The sequence below is a fragment of the Bartonella sp. TT67HLJMS genome (assembly GCF_042193375.1).
GTDB lineage: Bacteria > Pseudomonadota > Alphaproteobacteria > Rhizobiales > Rhizobiaceae > Bartonella > Bartonella grahamii.
In genome coordinates this window covers 1-19,176 of record NZ_JBHILP010000012.1, presented here as the reverse complement: position 1 = coordinate 19,176, position 19,176 = coordinate 1, and the positions used below count along the sequence as shown (strand labels likewise).

At 37.8% G+C, this 19,176-nt stretch carries 15 protein-coding genes and 1 pseudogene; 7 read left to right on the top strand and 9 right to left on the bottom strand.

Translation table 11 applies throughout. The features are described from left to right. Positions 1 to 928: 928 nt before the first annotated feature. From ACFIJQ_RS07385 to ACFIJQ_RS07375, 3 genes are read right to left on the bottom strand one after another with little or no spacing between them, the layout of a single operon-like run. Entirely contained in the window at positions 929 to 2,194 is a 1,266-nt protein-coding gene (locus ACFIJQ_RS07385; RefSeq protein ID WP_375629526.1) for an acetyl-CoA carboxylase biotin carboxylase subunit family protein, read from the bottom strand. Beyond that, on the bottom strand, positions 2,191 to 3,138 hold the full coding sequence (locus ACFIJQ_RS07380; RefSeq protein WP_375629523.1) for a DMT family transporter: 948 nt from the start codon (positions 3,136 to 3,138) through the stop codon (positions 2,191 to 2,193). The genes ACFIJQ_RS07385 and ACFIJQ_RS07380 overlap by 4 nt, the downstream gene beginning before the upstream one ends. Positions 3,139 to 3,142: 4 nt before the next feature. Continuing rightward, positions 3,143 to 3,604: a hypothetical protein gene (locus ACFIJQ_RS07375; RefSeq protein ID WP_375629520.1), complete on the bottom strand. Its 462-nt coding sequence runs from the start codon at positions 3,602 to 3,604 to the stop codon at positions 3,143 to 3,145. A 90-nt stretch (positions 3,605 to 3,694) separates the two neighbouring features. On the opposite strand from ACFIJQ_RS07375, the gene ACFIJQ_RS07370 reads away from it, so the two are divergent. Further along, positions 3,695 to 3,910, top strand: coding sequence for a hypothetical protein (locus ACFIJQ_RS07370; RefSeq protein WP_273788284.1), 216 nt, complete (start codon positions 3,695 to 3,697; stop codon positions 3,908 to 3,910). A gap of 76 nt (positions 3,911 to 3,986) precedes the next feature. Here ACFIJQ_RS07370 and ACFIJQ_RS07365 read toward each other — a convergent pair whose 3' ends face one another. Then, positions 3,987 to 4,334, bottom strand: a complete 348-nt coding sequence (locus ACFIJQ_RS07365; protein WP_273788285.1) for a hypothetical protein — start codon at positions 4,332 to 4,334, stop codon at positions 3,987 to 3,989. Between the two features lie 1,212 nt (positions 4,335 to 5,546). On the opposite strand from ACFIJQ_RS07365, the gene ACFIJQ_RS07360 reads away from it, so the two are divergent. After that, positions 5,547 to 6,335, top strand: coding sequence for an ATP12 family chaperone protein (locus ACFIJQ_RS07360; protein WP_375629516.1), 789 nt, complete (start codon positions 5,547 to 5,549; stop codon positions 6,333 to 6,335). Positions 6,336 to 6,370: 35 nt separating this feature from the next. Here ACFIJQ_RS07360 and ACFIJQ_RS07355 read toward each other — a convergent pair whose 3' ends face one another. From ACFIJQ_RS07355 to uvrA, 4 genes are all read right to left on the bottom strand, one after another. Beyond that, positions 6,371 to 6,916 carry a hypothetical protein gene (locus tag ACFIJQ_RS07355; RefSeq protein ID WP_375629513.1) on the bottom strand — a complete coding sequence of 182 codons (546 nt, stop codon included), beginning with the start codon at positions 6,914 to 6,916 and terminating at the stop codon, positions 6,371 to 6,373. 155 nt (positions 6,917 to 7,071) lie between these two features. After that, positions 7,072 to 8,481: a type I glutamate--ammonia ligase gene (glnA, locus tag ACFIJQ_RS07350; protein WP_015856529.1), complete on the bottom strand. Its 1,410-nt coding sequence runs from the start codon at positions 8,479 to 8,481 to the stop codon at positions 7,072 to 7,074. A 59-nt stretch (positions 8,482 to 8,540) separates the two neighbouring features. Next, positions 8,541 to 8,879 carry a P-II family nitrogen regulator gene (locus tag ACFIJQ_RS07345; RefSeq protein ID WP_015856528.1) on the bottom strand — a complete coding sequence of 113 codons (339 nt, stop codon included), beginning with the start codon at positions 8,877 to 8,879 and terminating at the stop codon, positions 8,541 to 8,543. Between the two features lie 1,066 nt (positions 8,880 to 9,945). Further along, positions 9,946 to 12,861, bottom strand: coding sequence for an excinuclease ABC subunit UvrA (uvrA, locus tag ACFIJQ_RS07340; protein ID WP_273788288.1), 2,916 nt, complete (start codon positions 12,859 to 12,861; stop codon positions 9,946 to 9,948). Between the two features lie 333 nt (positions 12,862 to 13,194). On the opposite strand from uvrA, the gene ssb reads away from it, so the two are divergent. The 5 genes and pseudogenes from ssb (at position 13,195) to ACFIJQ_RS07315 (ending at position 18,371) form a co-directional block, all read left to right on the top strand. Then, a complete protein-coding gene (gene ssb, locus ACFIJQ_RS07335) occupies positions 13,195 to 13,701 on the top strand; it encodes a single-stranded DNA-binding protein (RefSeq protein ID WP_273788289.1) in 507 nt (168 codons plus the stop codon). Between the two features lie 228 nt (positions 13,702 to 13,929). Continuing rightward, a complete protein-coding gene (gene gyrA, locus ACFIJQ_RS07330; RefSeq protein WP_273788290.1) occupies positions 13,930 to 16,713 on the top strand; it encodes a DNA gyrase subunit A in 2,784 nt (927 codons plus the stop codon). 24 nt (positions 16,714 to 16,737) lie between these two features. After that, a pseudogene (coaD, locus tag ACFIJQ_RS07325) lies at positions 16,738 to 17,257 on the top strand (pantetheine-phosphate adenylyltransferase). Beyond that, positions 17,247 to 17,840 carry a peptidylprolyl isomerase gene (locus ACFIJQ_RS07320; RefSeq protein WP_375629508.1) on the top strand — a complete coding sequence of 198 codons (594 nt, stop codon included), beginning with the start codon at positions 17,247 to 17,249 and terminating at the stop codon, positions 17,838 to 17,840. The pseudogene coaD and the gene ACFIJQ_RS07320 overlap by 11 nt, the downstream one beginning before the upstream one ends. Before the next feature lie 18 nt (positions 17,841 to 17,858). Continuing rightward, complete coding sequence (locus tag ACFIJQ_RS07315) at positions 17,859 to 18,371, top strand: peptidylprolyl isomerase (RefSeq protein ID WP_375629505.1); 513 nt, start codon at positions 17,859 to 17,861, stop codon at positions 18,369 to 18,371. A 305-nt stretch (positions 18,372 to 18,676) separates the two neighbouring features. Here ACFIJQ_RS07315 and ACFIJQ_RS07310 read toward each other — a convergent pair whose 3' ends face one another. Beyond that, a complete protein-coding gene (locus ACFIJQ_RS07310) occupies positions 18,677 to 18,814 on the bottom strand; it encodes a hypothetical protein (protein WP_375629502.1) in 138 nt (45 codons plus the stop codon). Positions 18,815 to 19,176 lie beyond the last annotated feature (362 nt).

The window sequence follows — 19,176 nt, the reverse complement described above, 5'->3', positions numbered from 1 at the left end:
GATTTTTAAAGTTTTGTTTTATTGTCGAGATTAAAACCATTGATGGTGCAGAATTTTAGTTCCTTCTTTTAATAATGGTATAATGTGTTTTAATAAGTATCAAAGGATCACGTTGATGTGTTTTTTATCTGATTGATAAAGGTGCTTAAATGCTTCAAAAAAATTGACAATGAGACAGACTGTAAATCTATTTGTGTTATTTTGGCTATAAATATTGGGGATGTATTCGTCATCAGCTTTTTAAAATAGTAGCATTGTTATCCTATCATGCTGTGAAGTGCTGTCATTTGAGGTCGCTGATATCAATCATGAAAGGCAGGGAGATATTGGCCTGCTGATTAAGAGCTTTTTCTGTTAAGGAAAAGAGGGGATTTGTAAAATATAGAGCTCTATCGTTTCGTGTTTTTATGCTTTAAAATTTTGTAAAAAGCGTTTTTGAAGCTGTTTGTATCAATCGCATTATTGTAGGTGGATAATGAGAAAAGTGGTAAAGCGTGAATACTTTTAAAATCAAATGCAACATCTTTAGTTCTTATAAGGATAAATCCTTAAAAAAATTGTTCTAATGACTGTATTGAATATATGAACAAGATCTTGTCTTATTTGTGAAATAGATATAAAATATAACTTTTAAATTAGAGTGGGGGCGGTAAGATCTTTCTTTTCTTCTTTGAGATATGGGGAGAAGAAATTGGTCGTATCAAAAAAGTCGTTTATAAGTTTTCATTATTGTTTCAAATATAGAAATATTGAAGAGCTTTTATTAAAATGGGGTGTAAAAGTAGATCATATCTTCCTTAATTCTTGGTTTTTGAAATATGAAAAAAGCGTTTGCGAAATTTTAGGAAAACGCATTTGTATTGTGACTTCATTTGTATCGATAAGATTTATATCAAAGTTCAGGGTCAGTAAAAATATCTTTATCGGACTATTGATAAACATGGTGTTTCCATATGATGCTTAAGGTATCATCGAGCCATTTATGGTAATTGCGTGCTTCTTCGTTTGAGTTATGAACAGAGAAAATAAAACCAGGATATCCACCAAATTCTGGTGGAGGTGGTGAAATGTGATTGGTTTCAAAGAAAATGATAGTTCTGGCGGTTTGAGGATGTTGTGCAACCTTATCTAGACCTAAAAATCCAGAAAACCGTCCATGACCACGAAGAGGAATAATGTAATTTGCAGCCACTTTTTCAGCTGGGAGTATATCGGGAAGGTCTAAGTTTTGTTCAGCTAAAGCGGCATTCATACATAGTTTTGCAAATGAAATCCCTGTACCTTGCTCAACAATAAAATGGGAGACACCCGATCCACCTATACGAGCGCCTATCTCAATGATATAAGGTAAATTATTAGCATCTAAGCGTAGCTCTACATGGGCAGCACCCATATTTATACCAAGAGCTTTAACTCCAGAGCATGCAGTCTCACATAAAGCAATAATTAAAGGATCATCTATATCACAGCGTTGACGATAAATTGTTTCTTCAAACCATGGTCCCTCAGGCTGTCCCTTGTCTCCAACGGCCAGAACATGTACACCTGCTGTATCAACAAAGCATTCTACGACAAACTCTTTTCCTGGCAAATACTGTTCTACGACTAAACCTACAGGTTTATTTTTATCATTAAAACGTGCCATGTCTTTATGCTGAACATTCCATACGGCTTTAATGAGATCAGGAAGTTCGGCGGAATTTTTAGCTAACATTACGCCTGTACTCGCCCATCCAGAGACGGGTTTAATAACGAGTGGATAATCCAAGGCTTGTGTTTGTGATAGGTCTTCTGGATTATCTATATAAAAGAATCCTGGTGTTCTTAAGCCTGCTTTAGCAAAAGTTTGACGCATGAGATATTTATTTCTGGTTAATGCTGCTACTTCTGGTTCAATACTTGGAGTATTGATTTTTTTTGCAGCCAAAGCTGTCCATAGGATGGCTTCTTCGCGAAGGGTCATAATCCCAGAAATATTGCGTTCTTTTGCTCCCGTTGCAAAAGTGTCTAGAGCTGCCTCTGGGTTATCAAAAACAGGAAGTTGCCAAGTTGAAGTGACTGCTGCGGGGTGTTGAGTGGGAGCGCTTTCAGCGGTATCATAAATCATTACTAATTCGATATTAGCTGCTTGTGCTGCTTCAAATATAAATGGTAATTTTGCATTGCGCTGGCAAACTAACGCGAGTTTTTTCATTTTGTTTCCTCATTAAATTTGGAGTTTTGAGAATGGCGTTTATGTTGCCATGTAGATACCTTTGATGCATCTATAAATAAGAGTGTCATCCCTATAACAACTACAATCATAGCAATTATTTTGATAATATTGAGAGAAGTGCTAGAGCCGATTATCCATTCACATGCAACCACTGCAAAAGGAGATAATACGCCGATAGTATTGGCGTATAATACGCCTCCTTCGGCTAAAACTTTTTGGTATAATACGTAAACTGGTGCCGAGCAAACAGTTCCTAAAATCAATATTTTAAATATATCTTCTAACTTAAGATATAAGAGTGGGGCAGGATCAAAAATAAATAATGGCATAAATGATGCTGCAGAAATTGTCGTGATCCAAGCCAGTGAGGTGAGCAAAGGTAGATTTTCAAGATAACGTTTAGACAATAAGCCATAAGCAGAGTAAGAAAGTGCTGCTGTTAAGGCAAGAGCTATTCCTATTAGGCTGTAATATCCACCCTCTGCACTGTTTATATTAAATGCTATAGCTGCTACACTGACAATTATCATACCGATAAGTTTTAACCATGAGAACGTAAGGCTATTCGTCAGTGCACCCAATATGTAGGTAATACCTGGAATAGTAGCGAGAACCATAGTTAAATCACTGGCTTTGAGCGATTTTAATGCACCAAAGCTGCATACAAAATATAACGAGAATCCTAACACTGATAGAATTAAAAAAGAAGGTATCATGGAAAGCAATGGTAGGGATCTGAAAACAGCTTTCTCACGAAATACTGCAATCAACCATAAGGCTACAGCAGTAGCACACAACCTAAGTCCAACTGCATGCATTACCGGTATACTGCTAACCAAATTCTTAGATAATAACCAACTTATAGAAAACAACGCCAGAATGGCAAAAGTAAATAATAATAACCGTCCTTTTAAAAAACTCACTGATTTAATTCTCCAATGACTCGCCGCGCATAATATGAGGTTGAAAAATTAAATCGTGGCTTTGAGGTTTGCGGTCTTCCAAGATTATTTTGGATGTAATCCTTCCCCCCCTTTTCAAATAGTCATAATCTAATGCTTCAAGTGCTTCTATATCTGCTATCATTAATACTATTACTTGCTTAATACGCTCCAAATAAAATTGAAGATAACTCTGATCCGTTTCAAACAATACTTTGTTACGCACCAATATTTCAAAAAGCAAGACACCTGTACCAGAACCGAATGTCATATGCTGATCAGAACCTTTTGGATAACGAAATATGCGTTCTAATAGGACAAACTCTGTTATTTCTTTCCAAAATTTGGGATGATTTTGTAGCATAATAAGCACTGTAATTAAGTTCACTTTAGTTTCTTCTAGAAGACCTGTAAACCAATTTAATTTTATATACAGATTTTTATCCAATGGTCGCGGTCCAGTATGATGTGCATAGTCATGATAATAGCCTCATAAACAGCGAACATCATAAATATCCTCTTTAGATAAGTTACAACTATGCAATTGATCGAACGAGAATTTACTATCTCTATCAAGCAAACATTCAGCTTCCACAATTGTTTGCTCATTGTAAATATCGAAGAATTTGCTGAAAAAAACAAAGCAAATGCCTGCTTATCAATTTTCTTAGCAGTCGCCCCAGATTCTGGGAATAGAACAATGCAATTGCCTTCTAAACAACCCTTTGATGCTATTCGCGTTTTTATACATTGAAAATGTAATACATAATTCTTTGTATATTTTACGTTGGCAAGATAGGCTATTTCATGACGGTAGCCTGTAACTCATTTTATCCGGAATTTTTCCGGATCAGTCCCATTCGTTGCATGCATTGGAGCCAAGGGAAATAGCGGAGCGTCTGGTAATGGTGCTTTGAATGCAGCCAAAGTGTTATCAAATTTTGGGGGAGTATTAAACTGTTGAGCATCCACCGATAAAGATCATCAGAAGTGGTATTTAAAAGTTCTGGAGATAATCCGTCAATAATATCTGCATGATAGTTCAACAGAGTGATCAATTTATTGATCATATTATTATCCGCTGAAGTTGGTTCCTCAATACTCCCATCGAGTTCTTGGTGCACACGAAATTGGTTTATCAGATTAACAATAGAAAGAAGTGCTTCAGACTGTTTCATGATAAGCTGACTTTAGTGAGTGGAGCAAAAAGACCATTGGCACTTGTCCAAAATTTTCGATAATATTTAGCTTATAGCGGTTTGTCGCAACAGACGTTGTGATACAAGCAACTGCTTTTTCAGCATTACAAAGAACGGTTGTGTCAGCATTTCTGTTGGCAAATATTTTGTCGTATTAATTAGCTAGCAAAGATTGAGGGGCAGAGTGAGTCGCTATGTTTTAATTTCATCAGACTTATTGCGTTTAGTTAAAACCATAGAGTGAGTAGGCATAATAAAGCTGTTAAACAATTGCATATCGCCTAAACGCATAAATATGAGAGTGTATACAAATCTGGGTAAGCCGTACACCTTAGAAGATATCCATCTTTTTTCTGGGTGGGTTTCTCAAAGGCTTTTTCAGGAGTTGTGTATAAGATAATACGTGATTCTAAATCAGCGGAAGAAATATTTTGATTGTGATTGTCAAGCCACTATTGTGCTGCAGCTGTGCAGTTAGTATCTGCAGGGATAAGTGTATAGATAAAAGTATTATTTTCAGATTGTATGAATTCTATACTTTTTAAGTATAATAATAGATTTAAAATAGTGCAATATTTGAAGTATATCAAGCAAAATAAGTTAAATAATTTAGTGTTTTAAAAAATATATGTATATGTGAAAGAAAATTGTGATACAATTTGGTCTTATCATTATCCTATTATGCCATAAAACATCGTTGTTTAGGAGAGTAATTGAGCAGGAAAAATTCTACGCAGGGGATATTTATTGGATATGTTAGACGAATGATTAGAATGGTTAAGCGAAGGTGAATGATACATAAAGCACACCGCTCTATCATTTTTTGATGATGAGCTTTTTTGTTTTAATATTTTGTAAAAATTGTTTTTGAAGCTGTCCGTATCGATAACATTATTGTAGGTGAATAATAGGCAAAATGGTAAAGCATGATTACCTTTACTATCAAATTCGATATACTTAGCTTTTTAATTAAGATAATATTTTAAAAATTATTCTATAGCCATGATTGTATTGAATATATGAAAGATATTATCATTGCCTTGTTTGTAAAAGAAACATGAAATATAACTCTTAAATCAGATTGGGATTGGCAAGATCTTTTTCCTTCTTTGAGGCATGGGAAGGTCGGATTAACTTTTATTAAAGTACATAAAACATTCGCTTTCTTGAAAAGATCAGAGGTAAACAAAGATGCGTGAGATTTTGGATCATTTTGATATGCCATTGAATAAGAATAAAAAGAGTTCTGTTCAAAAGATTCAAAATCTTTCATGTCAGCCGCTAGCAAAACGATTTTATAAACAAGTGAAGATTGCTTGTGAGGAAGGGCGTTTTACTATCTTATTAGATGAACGTCCCGTTAAAACGCCCGCAAGGCGTCATTTTCATGTGCCAACAGAAGTGTTTGCTGAATACGTTGCTCAGGAATTTGAGAGCCAAAAGCACGTTGTTGATCCTGCAAAAATGCCGATGACGCGTTTGGTTAATACTGTTATTGATGGTATTGCTGATGATATGCAGGTTGTTTTTGAAGATTTATTGCGTTTCGTTGCGTGTGATATGATCTTTTATCGTGCACAGACACCTAAAGAGCTGGTGCAAAAACAATCTGAACAATGGGATCCTTTATTAGATTGGGCAGAAAAAAAACTGGGTTCAAGGTTTTATTTGACAGAAGGGCTGATGCATGTGGAACAATCACCAGAAGCACTTCAAGCTGTGAGTCATTATTTACGTAGCGTTGAGTCTCCTTATATGCTTGCTGCTCTTCATATGATGACAACCTTAACGGGATCTGCTCTTATTGCTCTTGCTGTTGCTGCGGGAAACATTGATGCTGATCATGCTTGGTCTATTGCCCATTTAGATGAAGATTGGATGATGGAACAATGGGGAATAGATAAAGAAACAATGGTGCGTCGTGCTCATAAAAAAGTTGAATTTAAGGCTGCGGCTACAATTGTTACAACTTGTTTATAGGGGTTAAATTTTTTATTTACGTGCATTCTTTTTGCTCAGAGTATTTTTGTGACTTTTGGGGGATTGATTTTTACTTTTTCAAGTCCAGGAAATAGTTCATTGGTTATGTTTAAGAGCGCTTCGTCATTACCACGGATAAAATACCATTGGTTATTGTAAAATAGGGCAATAATTTCAGTTTGAATAGAGCATTTTTTTCCAGCATTTGTTGTGGTTACAAGCTCCACGGGTATAACAAAATAAGGAGTGCCATTATCAAGTGTACCTTCACGTTTTTGTTTTTGGTCAATGTTGATCGTTTCAATCTTGTAACTTTCTGCCAACCGTTCTATTTGGCTTTTCATGATTTGTCGAAATTGTGATTGACTAAGATTTTTTTTGGCGGTTAAACGGTTGATGATTTGGGGAGGAATAGCATTTAAGATGGCATTTGCATCGGCATTTTTAAGTGCTTTACTATAAGCGGATGTCGCTTTTTCAAGGGCTGTGAGTTTTTGATTGGTTATTGTATGTGCTTGAGTTGTTGATGTGATAAAGACAATGCATAAAAGAACGGGAATGAGAAAACAAATTCGCGGCATTAGAAACCTTGTTAATTCATTTGAAGAGATTCAACCCATTATAAAGGAAAAGCAGATGAGCAAAAAGCCTCTTGCGCTTTTGCATGAGAAGAATATCCACAAAAATGGAGGCTTTTGCCTCCATTTTAAAAATCAAAAGAATGCGTATTGATTGTTTAAACAGAATAGTACATGTCAAATTCAACAGGATGGGGTGTTGTTTCGTAGCGCAAGACTTCTTGCATCTTTACTTGAATGAAGGAATTAATCTGATCATCATCAAAAACGTCGCCAGCTTTAAGAAAGCCACGATCTTTGTCAAGTGCTTCAAGCGCTTCACGCAGACTTCCTGAAACAGTAGGGATTTCTTTGAGTTCTTTTAAGGGAAGATCATAAAGATCTTTATCCATAGCATGTCCGGGATGAATTTTGTTTTTGATGCCATCAAGACCAGCCATTAAAAGGGCCGCAAATGCCAAATAGGGATTTGCTGTTGGGTCTGGAAAACGAACTTCTACACGTTTTGAATTTGGTGAGGAGCTCATTGGGATACGGCAAGATGCAGAACGATTACGTGCTGAATAGGCAAGAAGAACAGGAGCTTCATAACCAGGAACCAAACGTTTATAGGAGTTTGTGGATGGGTTTGTAAAAGCATTGATTGCTTTTGCGTGCTTAATAACACCACCGATAAAAAATAAACAGGTTTCTGATAGTCCGGCATATTCATTTCCTGCAAAAATGGGTTTGCCATCTTTCCAAATGGAGATGTGGACATGCATTCCAGAGCCGTTATCACCAAAAACTGGCTTTGGCATGAAGGTTGCTGTTTTTCCATAACTGTTTGCTATTTGATGTACAACATATTTAAAAATTTGCATCTTGTCAGCCTCGCGAACGAGTGTATCAAAACGAATACCCAATTCGTGTTGGCCTGCTGCTACTTCGTGATGGTGTTTTTCGACCTGTACGCCCATATCTTTGAGTGCTGTGAGCATTTCAGAACGCATATCTTGGCAGGAATCAATCGGCGGAACAGGAAGGTAGCCTCCCTTTATTCGTGGGCGATGTCCTAGATTGCCTGTTTCATATTCCGTATCATCATTGGAGGGAAGTTCACTTGAATCGAGTTTAAACCCTGTGTTGTAAGGATCCGTTTTATAGCGCACATCATCAAAGATAAAAAACTCTGCTTCTGGACCTACATTGATTGTATCTCCAATGCCTAAAGATTTCATATAAACTTCAGCTCTTTTGGCGATAGAACGAGGATCTCTACGATAAAATTCACCAGAGACAGGATCAAGTACATTACAAAATATGACCAAAGTAGATTGAGCAAAAAAAGGATCAATATGTGCTGTTTCTGGATCTGGCATTAAAACCATGTCAGATTCATTAATTGTTTTCCAACCAGCAATTGAAGAACCATCAAACATGACACCGTCACTAAAAGTATCTTCGCTGATCTCTGCGATATCCATTGTAATGTGATGCAATTTTCCTCGTGGATCAGTAAAACGTAAATCAACAAAACGGATTTCGTTGTCTGTAATCTGTTTGATAATATCTGATGCGGTTGTCATATTCAATTTCCTTAATATGGCGTTGAGGTGGATAAAAAAGTGAATTTTCTCGTTATTTATTAAAGGGCATCGATACCGGTTTCGTCCGTGCCTATACGAATGGCATCATCAATGGAAAAGACAAATATTTTTCCATCTCCTATATGTTTGGTTTGAGCTGCTTTACGTATTGCATCAACAGTTTGTTCTAGTTTTTCATCGGACACAACAATTTCAATCTTTACTTTAGGTAGAAAGTCAACAACATATTTCGTGCCACGATAAAGTTCTGTATGTTCCCTTTGACGACCAAAACCTTTCGCTTCTGTTACTGTAATACCATGTAACCCAATTTTTTGAAGCGCTTCTTTCACTTCATCAAGTTTGAAAGGTTTTATAATGGCTTCAATTTTTTTCATGCTGAAATTATCTCCAACGTTATTTTGTCTTTTTAGACTGCATCACATTATATTGACAACTGTAAGATGTCCAACAGATACTTTGTGCACAAAAAGTCGAAAATAATGACACTCTATACTCTTTTAGGAGAGTTTCTTTTGTAGAATAAAGTCAAATACTGTTTTTTTGGAAAAAAACTTACAATTCTTGTACAAGAATTAAAATAATATAATAAAAAAGTTTTGTTTCTTTTTTGTTAGATAATACGTTGACTTATAATGATAATTAGACGTTCTCTACACTGAATGAGAAACTCTAATAGCGTGAGGTTTTCTCATTTTAGATCTTTTTATCGTCAATCAATCAAAACGATACCTTTGTATATCATGAATAGTACGAGTGTGTGGATAAAAACATTTGAAAAAAATAAAATGCTTTTTATGAAAGCTTTCGATAACTAAAGTTTTTGCAATATTAGGGAGTAGGGGGGAGACACATATTGGAAAAGAGTGTAATGATGCCGATTATGCTCCTTCATAAACGTAAAGATGGTGGTATACAATAATGGATTTATCATTATAGCATTAGGTGCCGTCGTGAAATGGGCTTGAGAGCGTTGAGGAATATTTCTTTAAAACAGATGTGTGAATCGGCAACGCAAATATATTTTGTTTGGGGCGTTTTGTCTTTTCGTGAGGAATGTGATTCTATTAAGGAACGCGATAAACAAAAGCGTGAAGCAATGGGCACTCTTCATAAGATACTGCTGCGGATTCCTTTGAAAATCGTAAAGATAAATTAAAAGGAGATGTAAAGATAGGAACTTAATTTATCCCCTTAAAACTTCGTATTCTTTCCAAATTGGGCTGTTTGGCCGTTTCAGATATAAAAAAACAGAGAATAAATACGCAATTATGCGCGCGTTCCTATGGGCAATACGAAAACTGAAACAGCTTATAAAGCGCTAAATTGTTTCAGTCTTTGCTTTAAACATGTTGCACCACTGGAATTTAGGTGTTGGTGTTTACAGGTAACAATAAAAGTACAGGCTTTGTTCGTATGCTGTATTTACAATGGAAAGCGTTTTTAAGAATTGGAATTATAGGGAGAGGGGCGCAGTAAAACATCTTTTAGAAATTTTCCCGTGTAGGAAGCAGGAACCTTAATGATGTCTTCAGGGCGTCCAATTGCAACAATTTCACCACCACGATCTCCACCTTCTGGTCCTAAATCAATAATCCAGTCGGCTGTCTTTATAACATCAAGGTTATGTTCAATGACTATAACTGTGTTGCCTTGCTCGACTAGTTCATGCAGCACTTCAAGAAGTTTGGAAATATCGTGAAAATGTAAACCTGTTGTCGGTTCATCCAAAATATAGAGTGTCCGTCCCGTTGTTTTACGTGAAAGTTCTTTCGCAAGTTTCACACGTTGTGCTTCTCCACCAGAAAGTGTGGTTGCTTGCTGTCCTACTTTTATGTAACCTAATCCTACTTTAATGAGAGTTTCCATTTTATTATGAATAGCGGGAATAGCTTGGAAAAATTCCTCTGCCTTTTCAATTGTCATATCCAAAATATCGGCTATAGACTGTCCTTTGAATTTTATTTCTAGTGTTTCTCGATTATAGCGTTTTCCTTTACAGACATCGCAAGTAACATAGACATCAGGTAAAAAGTGCATTTCAATTTTTATGACTCCATCACCTTGACATGCTTCGCAACGTCCCCCTTTAACATTAAATGAAAAACGCCCAGCTTTGTAACCACGGGCTTTTGATTCTGGGAGATCGGCAAACCACTCACGAATCGGTGTAAAAGCGCCTGTATAGGTTGCTGGATTAGAGCGTGGGGTGCGTCCAATTGGGGACTGGTTGATATCAATGACTTTATCAAGAAATTCTAATCCTTCAATTTTGTCATAGCTGGCAGGGCTGTGATGAGAGCCCATGATATGATGTGATGCTGCTTTGAAAAGCGTTTCAATAAGAAATGTTGACTTTCCTCCTCCAGAAACACCAGTTATGCATGTGAAGGTTCCAAGAGGAATATTCGCATTGATATTTTTGAGGTTATTTCCTTTGGCGCCGATGACTTTAAGTGTTTTCGTTTTTGATATTTTGCGTCGCTCTGTAGGCATTTTAACAGCCATTTTTCCTGAAAGGTATTGGCCTGTGAGAGAGGCTGAATTTTCTATAATTTCCTGCGGTGTTCCTTGCGCTATGATTTCTCCACCATGAACGCCCGCGGCAGGCCCCATATCGACAACATAGTCTGCTGTGAGAATAGCATCTTCATCATGTTCAACAACAATAACTGTATTGCCAAGATTGCGCAAATGGCGCAGCATTTCCAACAGGCGTTCGTTATCGCGTTGGTGTAAACCGATAGATGGTTCATCTAAAATATAAAGAACGCCTGTAAGACCAGAACCAATTTGAGATGCCAACCGAATGCGTTGGCTTTCTCCACCTGAAAGCGTTCCTGAATTTCGAGACAAGGTAAGATATTCCAATCCTACATGATTTAAAAAAGCCAAACGTTCACGAATTTCTTTTAAAATACGTACGGCGATATTACGTTGTTTTTCTGTGAGATATTGATGAACATTGGCAAACCAATCATCTGCTTTTAGAATAGAAAGATCTGATATTTGCCCAATATGCATTCCGTTGATTTTTACAGCAAGTGCCTCTGGTTTTAAACGATAACCGTGACAAGCTGGGCAGGGCGAAGAAGACATATAACGTTCGATTTCTTCTCGAGACCAAGCAGAATCGGTTTCTTTCCAGCGTCTCTCCATATTAGGGATGATTCCTTCAAAAGGTTGGGTCGTTTTATGCGAACCAGAATTATTTTTATAGATAAAAGAAATTTCATCTCTTTTTGTACCGTAGAGAATAGCCTGTTGTGCTTCATTAGAGAGTTCACACCATTGATCTGTGAGTTTGAAACCGTAAGCTTTTCCTAATGCTTCTAGGGTTTGGCTATAATAAAGTGAATCCGATTTAGCCCAAGGAGCAATGGCGCCATTTTTGAGGGTAAGATTTTTATTGGGCACAATTTTCAGTGGATCCATTGCTTTTTTGATGCCCAGTCCATCGCAGAGAGGACAGGCGCCAAAAGGATTATTGAACGAAAAAAGGCGTGGTTCAATTTCAGGAATAGAAAAACCCGATACAGGGCAGGAAAACTTTTCTGAAAAAATGAGCCGTTTGTGTGTATTATTTTTCGACTTATGAGCAGATTCCTTTGTCGTTTCTTTTTGTGTCAAGGGTTGGTCTGCCATTTCAGCAATGGCAAGCCCATTTGCTAGCTGTAAACAGGTTTCTATACTATCAGCCAAGCGAGAGGTGATATCCTTCTGTACAACAATGCGGTCTACCACGACATCGATGTCGTGTTTATATTTTTTATCAAGAGGTGGAATATCAGCGATTTCATAGAATTTTCCATCAACTTTAGCGCGTTGAAATCCTCTTTTTAAAAGTTCTGTTAGCTCTTTTTTATATTCTCCCTTTCGTCCTCGCACCAAAGGGGCCATAATAAAAATTCGCGTTCCTTCTGGTAAGGACATAATTTGATCCACCATTTGGCTTACTGTCTGGCTTTCAATAGGAAGTCCTGTCACAGGAGAATGAGGAATACCAATACGTGCAAAGAGAAGACGCATATAGTCGTGGATTTCAGTAACGGTACCTACCGTTGAACGAGGGTTGCGACTGGTTGTTTTTTGTTCAATGGAGATAGCTGGAGAGAGACCGTCTATGCGGTCGACATCGGGTTTTTGCATGACTTCCAAAAATTGGCGTGCATAGGCTGAAAGGCTTTCGACATAGCGGCGTTGTCCTTCAGCGTAAATTGTATCAAAAGCTAAGGATGATTTTCCTGATCCGGAAAGTCCTGTTATAACAATAAGTTTGTCACGAGGCAGATCGAGATCAATATTTTTAAGGTTATGCTCACGTGCACCGCGAATGGAGATATATTTTTGATAAGTCATATTTTATCCTTGGCATATGTGACAAAAACTGAGCACCTAAAATGGAATAAAACTGTTTTTTTAGAATTACAATGTGTTTAACTGCTTTAATGCTAAAGGAAGGTATAAGTTTTGTGAAAAGAAAAATACAAATGAGCAGCTTTTTATTCTCTCGTGGTGGAATAAACTATGCGTCTTTATCATCTTTTGTTATAATTACACGGATACAATATTGGGAAAGGATAGCAATATCCATATTGAAGGTCAATTGCAGACATGTAAATTGAAGGTCGAGATGGTTATAACTGTTATAAAACAGAGTATTTTACGAATTAAAATTTTGGAGTTTATGCGATGGCTGGTAGCCTTAATAAAGTTATTTTGATTGGTAATCTTGGTGCGGATCCTGAAATCCGCCGTTTGAATTCTGGTGACCAAGTGGCAAATTTACGTATTGCTACTTCAGAAAGTTGGCGTGATCGGAATACAAATGAGCGAAAAGAACGCACTGAGTGGCATAATATTGTTATTTTTAATGAAAACCTTGTCAAAGTTGCAGAGCAATATTTAAAAAAAGGCAGCAAAATTTACATTGAGGGGCAGTTACAGACACGAAAATGGCAAGATCAAAATGGAAATGACCGTTATACAACAGAGGTTGTTTTGCAAAAGTACCGTGGCGAATTACAAATGCTTGATGGGCGGGGCGCCGCGGGCGGGGAGCAAGGAGCAAGTCAAGGGGGGAGTTATAGTGGTGGCTTTGCCGATAGTAACTCAAATCAGAGAAATACGTTTGGTCAAAATAATAATCAATTGGGAGAAGATTTTTCACACAAATTAGATGATGACGTACCTTTTTAAGAGTCATTATTTGTCGTATTACGATTACTTTATGATTTGTTTGTTTCAGATTTTTGAAGTTTAGCGAAGTGAAAATTGTTGATTATTATTGGTAATTTTAACATAAATTAATAACATATTGAAAAATATTGTTAAATTTCTTTTTTGTCATGGGGGAGAAATTAGCATTTTGGTGTATTTTTCGATATAAATAAAGTGAAATGATTCTTTTTTGAAAGTTTTAAAATTGTGACCGATCTTACTCCACACCCAGAACGTGATGTGCTAACCGGTATTGAACCAATCAGTATTATTGATGAAATGCAACGCTCCTATCTCGATTATGCGATGAGCGTGATTGTTTCACGTGCACTTCCTGATGTTCGTGATGGTCTTAAGCCTGTTCATCGACGTATCCTTCATGCTATGAATGAGATGGGGCTTTCTTTCAATAAGTCATATCGTAAATCTGCTGGTGTTGTTGGTGAGGTTATGGGGAAATTCCATCCCCATGGTGATGCTTCAATTTACGATGCTTTAGTGCGTATGGCGCAGGACTTTTCTTTAAGAAATCCATTGATTGATGGTCAGGGAAATTTTGGTTCCGTTGATGGTGATCCACCCGCGGCCATGCGCTATACTGAGTGTCGTTTAGAAAAAGTTTCAGAAGAACTTTTAGCTGATATAGATAAAGATACTGTTGATTTTCAGGATAATTACGATGGGCGTGAGCGTGAACCGGTTGTCTTACCAGCGCGTTTCCCCAATCTTTTGGTTAATGGGTCAGGGGGGATTGCTGTGGGAATGGCAACCAATATTCCTCCCCATAATCTTGGTGAAGTCGTTGATGGTTGTATCGCTTTGATTGACAATCCCGATATCACACTCGATAAAATAATTGAAATTATTCCTGGTCCGGATTTTCCTACAGGGGGCATTATCCTCGGCCATTCTGGTGTTCGTGCCGCTTATGAAACAGGGCGTGGCTCAATCATTATGCGTGCTAAAGTTGAGATCGAAGAAATTCGCAGTGGTCGACAAGCAATTATTGTGAGTGAGATCCCCTATCAAGTTAATAAGGCAACGATGATTGAGAAAATGGCCGAATTGGTGCGCGATAAACGCATTGAGGGAATCTCTGATTTGCGTGACGAATCTGATCGTGATGGATATCGGGTCGTTATTGAGCTGAAGAAAGATGTCGTTGCGGAAGTTGTTTTAAACCAATTATATCGGTATACGCCTCTACAGACTTCCTTTGGTTGTAATATGGTTGCTTTGAATGGGGGAAAACCCGAACAGATGACGTTGCTTGATATGCTTCGTGCATTTGTTTCTTTTCGGGAAGAAGTTGTCAGTCGGCGAACAAAATATCTTTTGCGTAAAGCGCGTGAGCGAGCACATGTTTTGGTCGGTCTTGCCCTTGCTGTTGCCAATATTGATGAAATTATAGCACTTATTCGCAAAGCTCCTGATCCGCAGACAGCACGTGCACAGTTAATGGAACGACGCTGGCCAGCAATGGATGTCGCGCCTTTGATTAAACTTATTGATGATCCTCGTCATATTATTCATGAGGATGGTACTTATAATCTCTCTGAAGAACAGGCGCGTGCTATTTTAGAATTGCGTTTGCAACGATTGACAGCCCTTGGGCGTGATGAAATCGCTGATGAATTGAATAAAATTGGTGTGGATATCGCTGACTATCTTGATATCTTGGCATCACGCGTACGCATTATGTGTATTGTTAAGGATGAGTTGAGTGCTCTTCGTGAGGAATTTGCAACGCCGCGACGTACCGTATTTGGTTTTGGTAGTGCTGAGATGGAGAGTGAAGATCTGATCGCACCAGAGGATATGGTGGTAACGGTGAGCCATAGTGGCTATATTAAACGTGTGCCTCTTAATACCTATCGTGCACAGCGACGTGGTGGTAAGGGGCGTTCTGGTATGTCCACGAAGGATGAGGATTTTGTAACGCGGTTGTTTGTTGCCAATACGCATACGCCGGTTCTTTTCTTTTCATCACGTGGAATTGTTTATAAGGAAAAAGTTTGGCGACTGCCGCTGGGGACACCCCAATCGCGTGGGCGGGCTTTGATCAATATGCTTCCTTTACAACCAGGTGAGCGTATTACAACGATTATGCCTTTGCCTGAAGATGAAGCGAGCTGGAGTGCATTGGATGTTATGTTTGCGACAACACGTGGAACTGTGCGTCGTAATAAATTATCAGATTTCGTTCAAGTTAATCGTAATGGTAAAATTGCAATGAAACTTGATGAAGAAGATGAAATTCTTTCTGTTGAAACCTGTACAGAACATGATGATGTTGTTCTAACAACAGCCAATGGACAATGTATCCGTTTTCCAGTTGTTGATGTTCGTGTCTTTGCTGGGCGTAATTCTGTGGGAGTTCGTGGTATCAATTTAGCTAAAGGCGATAAAGTCATTTCGATGACAATTTTAGAGCATGTCGAGGCGACATCCATTGAGCGTTCTGCTTATATTAAACGTGTAATGAATGAACGACGTGCTTCTGGTGCAGATGCTGATGTTGAAGATATTGTAACTCTTGATGAGGAAGATGGGGGTGCTGAAACAGAGTTAACAGATGAACGTTATGCAGAACTTCATGCACGTGAACAAATGCTTTTAACGGTGAGTGAGTTTGGTTATGGTAAACGCTCTTCGTCTTATGAGTTCCGGATTTCGGGACGTGGCGGAAAAGGGATTCGTGCAACGGATCCATCTAAAACAGCTGAAATTGGTAAATTAGTAGCGGCTTTTCCGGTGAAGGCGCAAGATCAAATTATGTTGGTATCAGATGGGGGACAGCTTATTCGTGTCCCTGTTGAGGGAATTCGTACGGCTGGGCGCTCAACTAAGGGAGTCACAATTTTTAATACAGCCAAAGGTGAAAGAGTTGTATCGGTTGAACGTATTTCTGAACCTGAAGATGATACGAGTTCATTAGATGATGAAGGTGAGAAGCATTCTGATACAGTTGATATGAGCGAAGAAAAATAATTTTGAAGAGGATGGAGTAAAATCATGAAAATTGCTCTTTACGCAGGTTCTTTTGATCCTCTTACAAATGGTCATCTTGATGTTTTGAAAGGGTGTTTTGTGTTAGCTGATAAGGTGATCGTCGCTATAGGGATACAGGCTGACAAAAAAACACTCTTTAGCTTTGAAGAGCGTGTTGATTTCATTACGCAGGTAGGGAAAGACTTGTTTGGTGCGGATTCTAATCGATTGCAGGTTCTTTCATTTAGCAACCTTCTAATTGAGAAGGCGCGTGAAGTTGGTGCTTCATTTCTCATTCGTGGATTGCGTGATGGTACTGATCTTGATTATGAAATGCAAATGGCAGGGATGAATGGCGTTATGGCTCCTGAATTGCAAACTGTTTTTTTGCCGGCAAGCGTTTCTGGGCGTGCGATAACTTCTACATTGGTACGCCAAATTGCCTCTATGGGAGGTGATGTAACACCATTTGTACCGCCCAATATTGCACAAGCTTTGAGCTCGAAATTCCAATCTTTTAGGGGAGAATAATTGTGTCTCGTAGAATTTTTGCTGTTTTGATATGTGTGTTTTGTTTTTTTTCATTATCCGCTGTCGCCGGTAATTCTAGTCCAGCGAGTGATGCAAGCCTTCTTGTTTTATCTCTCAAAGATGGTGATGTCATTATTCGTCTGCGTCCTGATTTGGCGCCAAAACATGTTGCGCAAATCAAAAGATTAACAGAAGAGGGGGCCTATAATAATGTTGTGTTTCATCGCGTTATTCCTAATTTCATGGCACAAACTGGTGATGTAAAGTTTGGAAAAAAAGGCAGTAGAGATTTTGATCTGAAACGCGTTGGTATGGGTGGCTCAAATTATCCCAATATACCGGCAGAGTTTTCAAAGCAGCCGTTTAAACGTGGTACTGTTGGGATGGCACGGTCACAAGATCCGGATTCCGCGAATTCTCAATTCTTCATTTGTTTTGATAATGCTGCTTTTTTAAATGGTCAGTATACGGTTGTTGGAGAGGTTATAAAGGGGATGGATGTTGTTGATAAAATAAAAAAAGGTACGACAAGTAATAATGGATCTGTAAAAAATCCTGATGTTATTAATGCTGCTACTTTACAAGTTGAGAAATGAATCAAAGGAGCTTTCCATATGGCTGAGAATAAAAATCCAGAGAATACTTTAATTCTTGAAACAACAAAGGGCAGAGTTGTTATTGAGCTTTTGGCTGATTTAGCGCCAAAACATGTTGCACGTATTAAAGAATTGGTACGTGAAGGTGCTTATGATAATGTTATTTTCCATCGCGTTATTGATGGTTTTATGGCGCAAACTGGCGATGTCCAATTTGGAAAGAAGGATAGTGAAAAATTCAATTTATCCCGTGCGGGTATGGGGGGGGCAGAAAAACCAAATTTAACAGCAGAGTTTTCAAATCTTTCTCATAAACGTGGTACAGTTTCTATGGCACGTAGTCAGAATCCAAATTCTGCTAATTCTCAGTTTTTTATTTGTTTTACAGATGCTCCGTGGCTTGATCGTCAATATTCCATATGGGGACAGGTTGTTGAAGGTATGGAAAATGTTGATAAAATTAAACGTGGTGAACCTGTTGCAGATCCAGATTCAATTACCAAAGCCGTTATTGCTGCGGATGCAAAATAGTATAAATTATACTGACTTCAATTGTAAATTTCTAAGAAAAAATACTCTTTTCTGATCAATAAAGGCACACAAAACTCTTTTGTAGTACCACACTTACCTTTTATAATTTCGAGCTAAGAATTGTCCATATATTTACTTCAATGGGATCTTTCTGAAGAGTATAATGTAAAGGATTTGTACAAACAGCTGTCAGAATAAGAAAACGCAAAGTCTGTTATGTTATGGTTGTTGTTTGGAAAAGTGTTTTATAAAAAATTCGGCATTTCTCTTCAATTCATTGTTGGTCTATTAATGGTTTTATGATGTTACTTTCCTGAGAGAGCGTGTGCTTTTGTTGCTGCTTGTAAATCAACATCCAATCCTAATGCAGCAGCACACATATTAATACGGATAAGAGCCTTATGAGCTGCTCCAGTTTTCCTAGCAAGGTGGAAAACCATCATTTATGTATATCTCATTGGTGTCATCTTTAAAACAAGAAGACAGTTTAATCTTAGAAGAATGTAGAGGCGCAGAGGTGAAATAAATGGCTAGTCTTGCCATATTCTTTTTAATTCAGCTTTACTTTTTTAAAAAGTATCTAAAGCGATATCATTTAAATAATGAAGGTTATGCATAGCCTTACGCTTTTATTTTTCTCGTTTTTTAATAGAGGAACGCTCCAAACGGAATATACTTAATGTTGCACATTTACGTGTTTTTTTAAGAAGCATTTCTCAGTACGGCCGCATTTGCTCACACGGATCTTACAATGTACAAATGATGAAGATGCTCTACGTGCCAGTGAATCCCTTACCTCCGTACA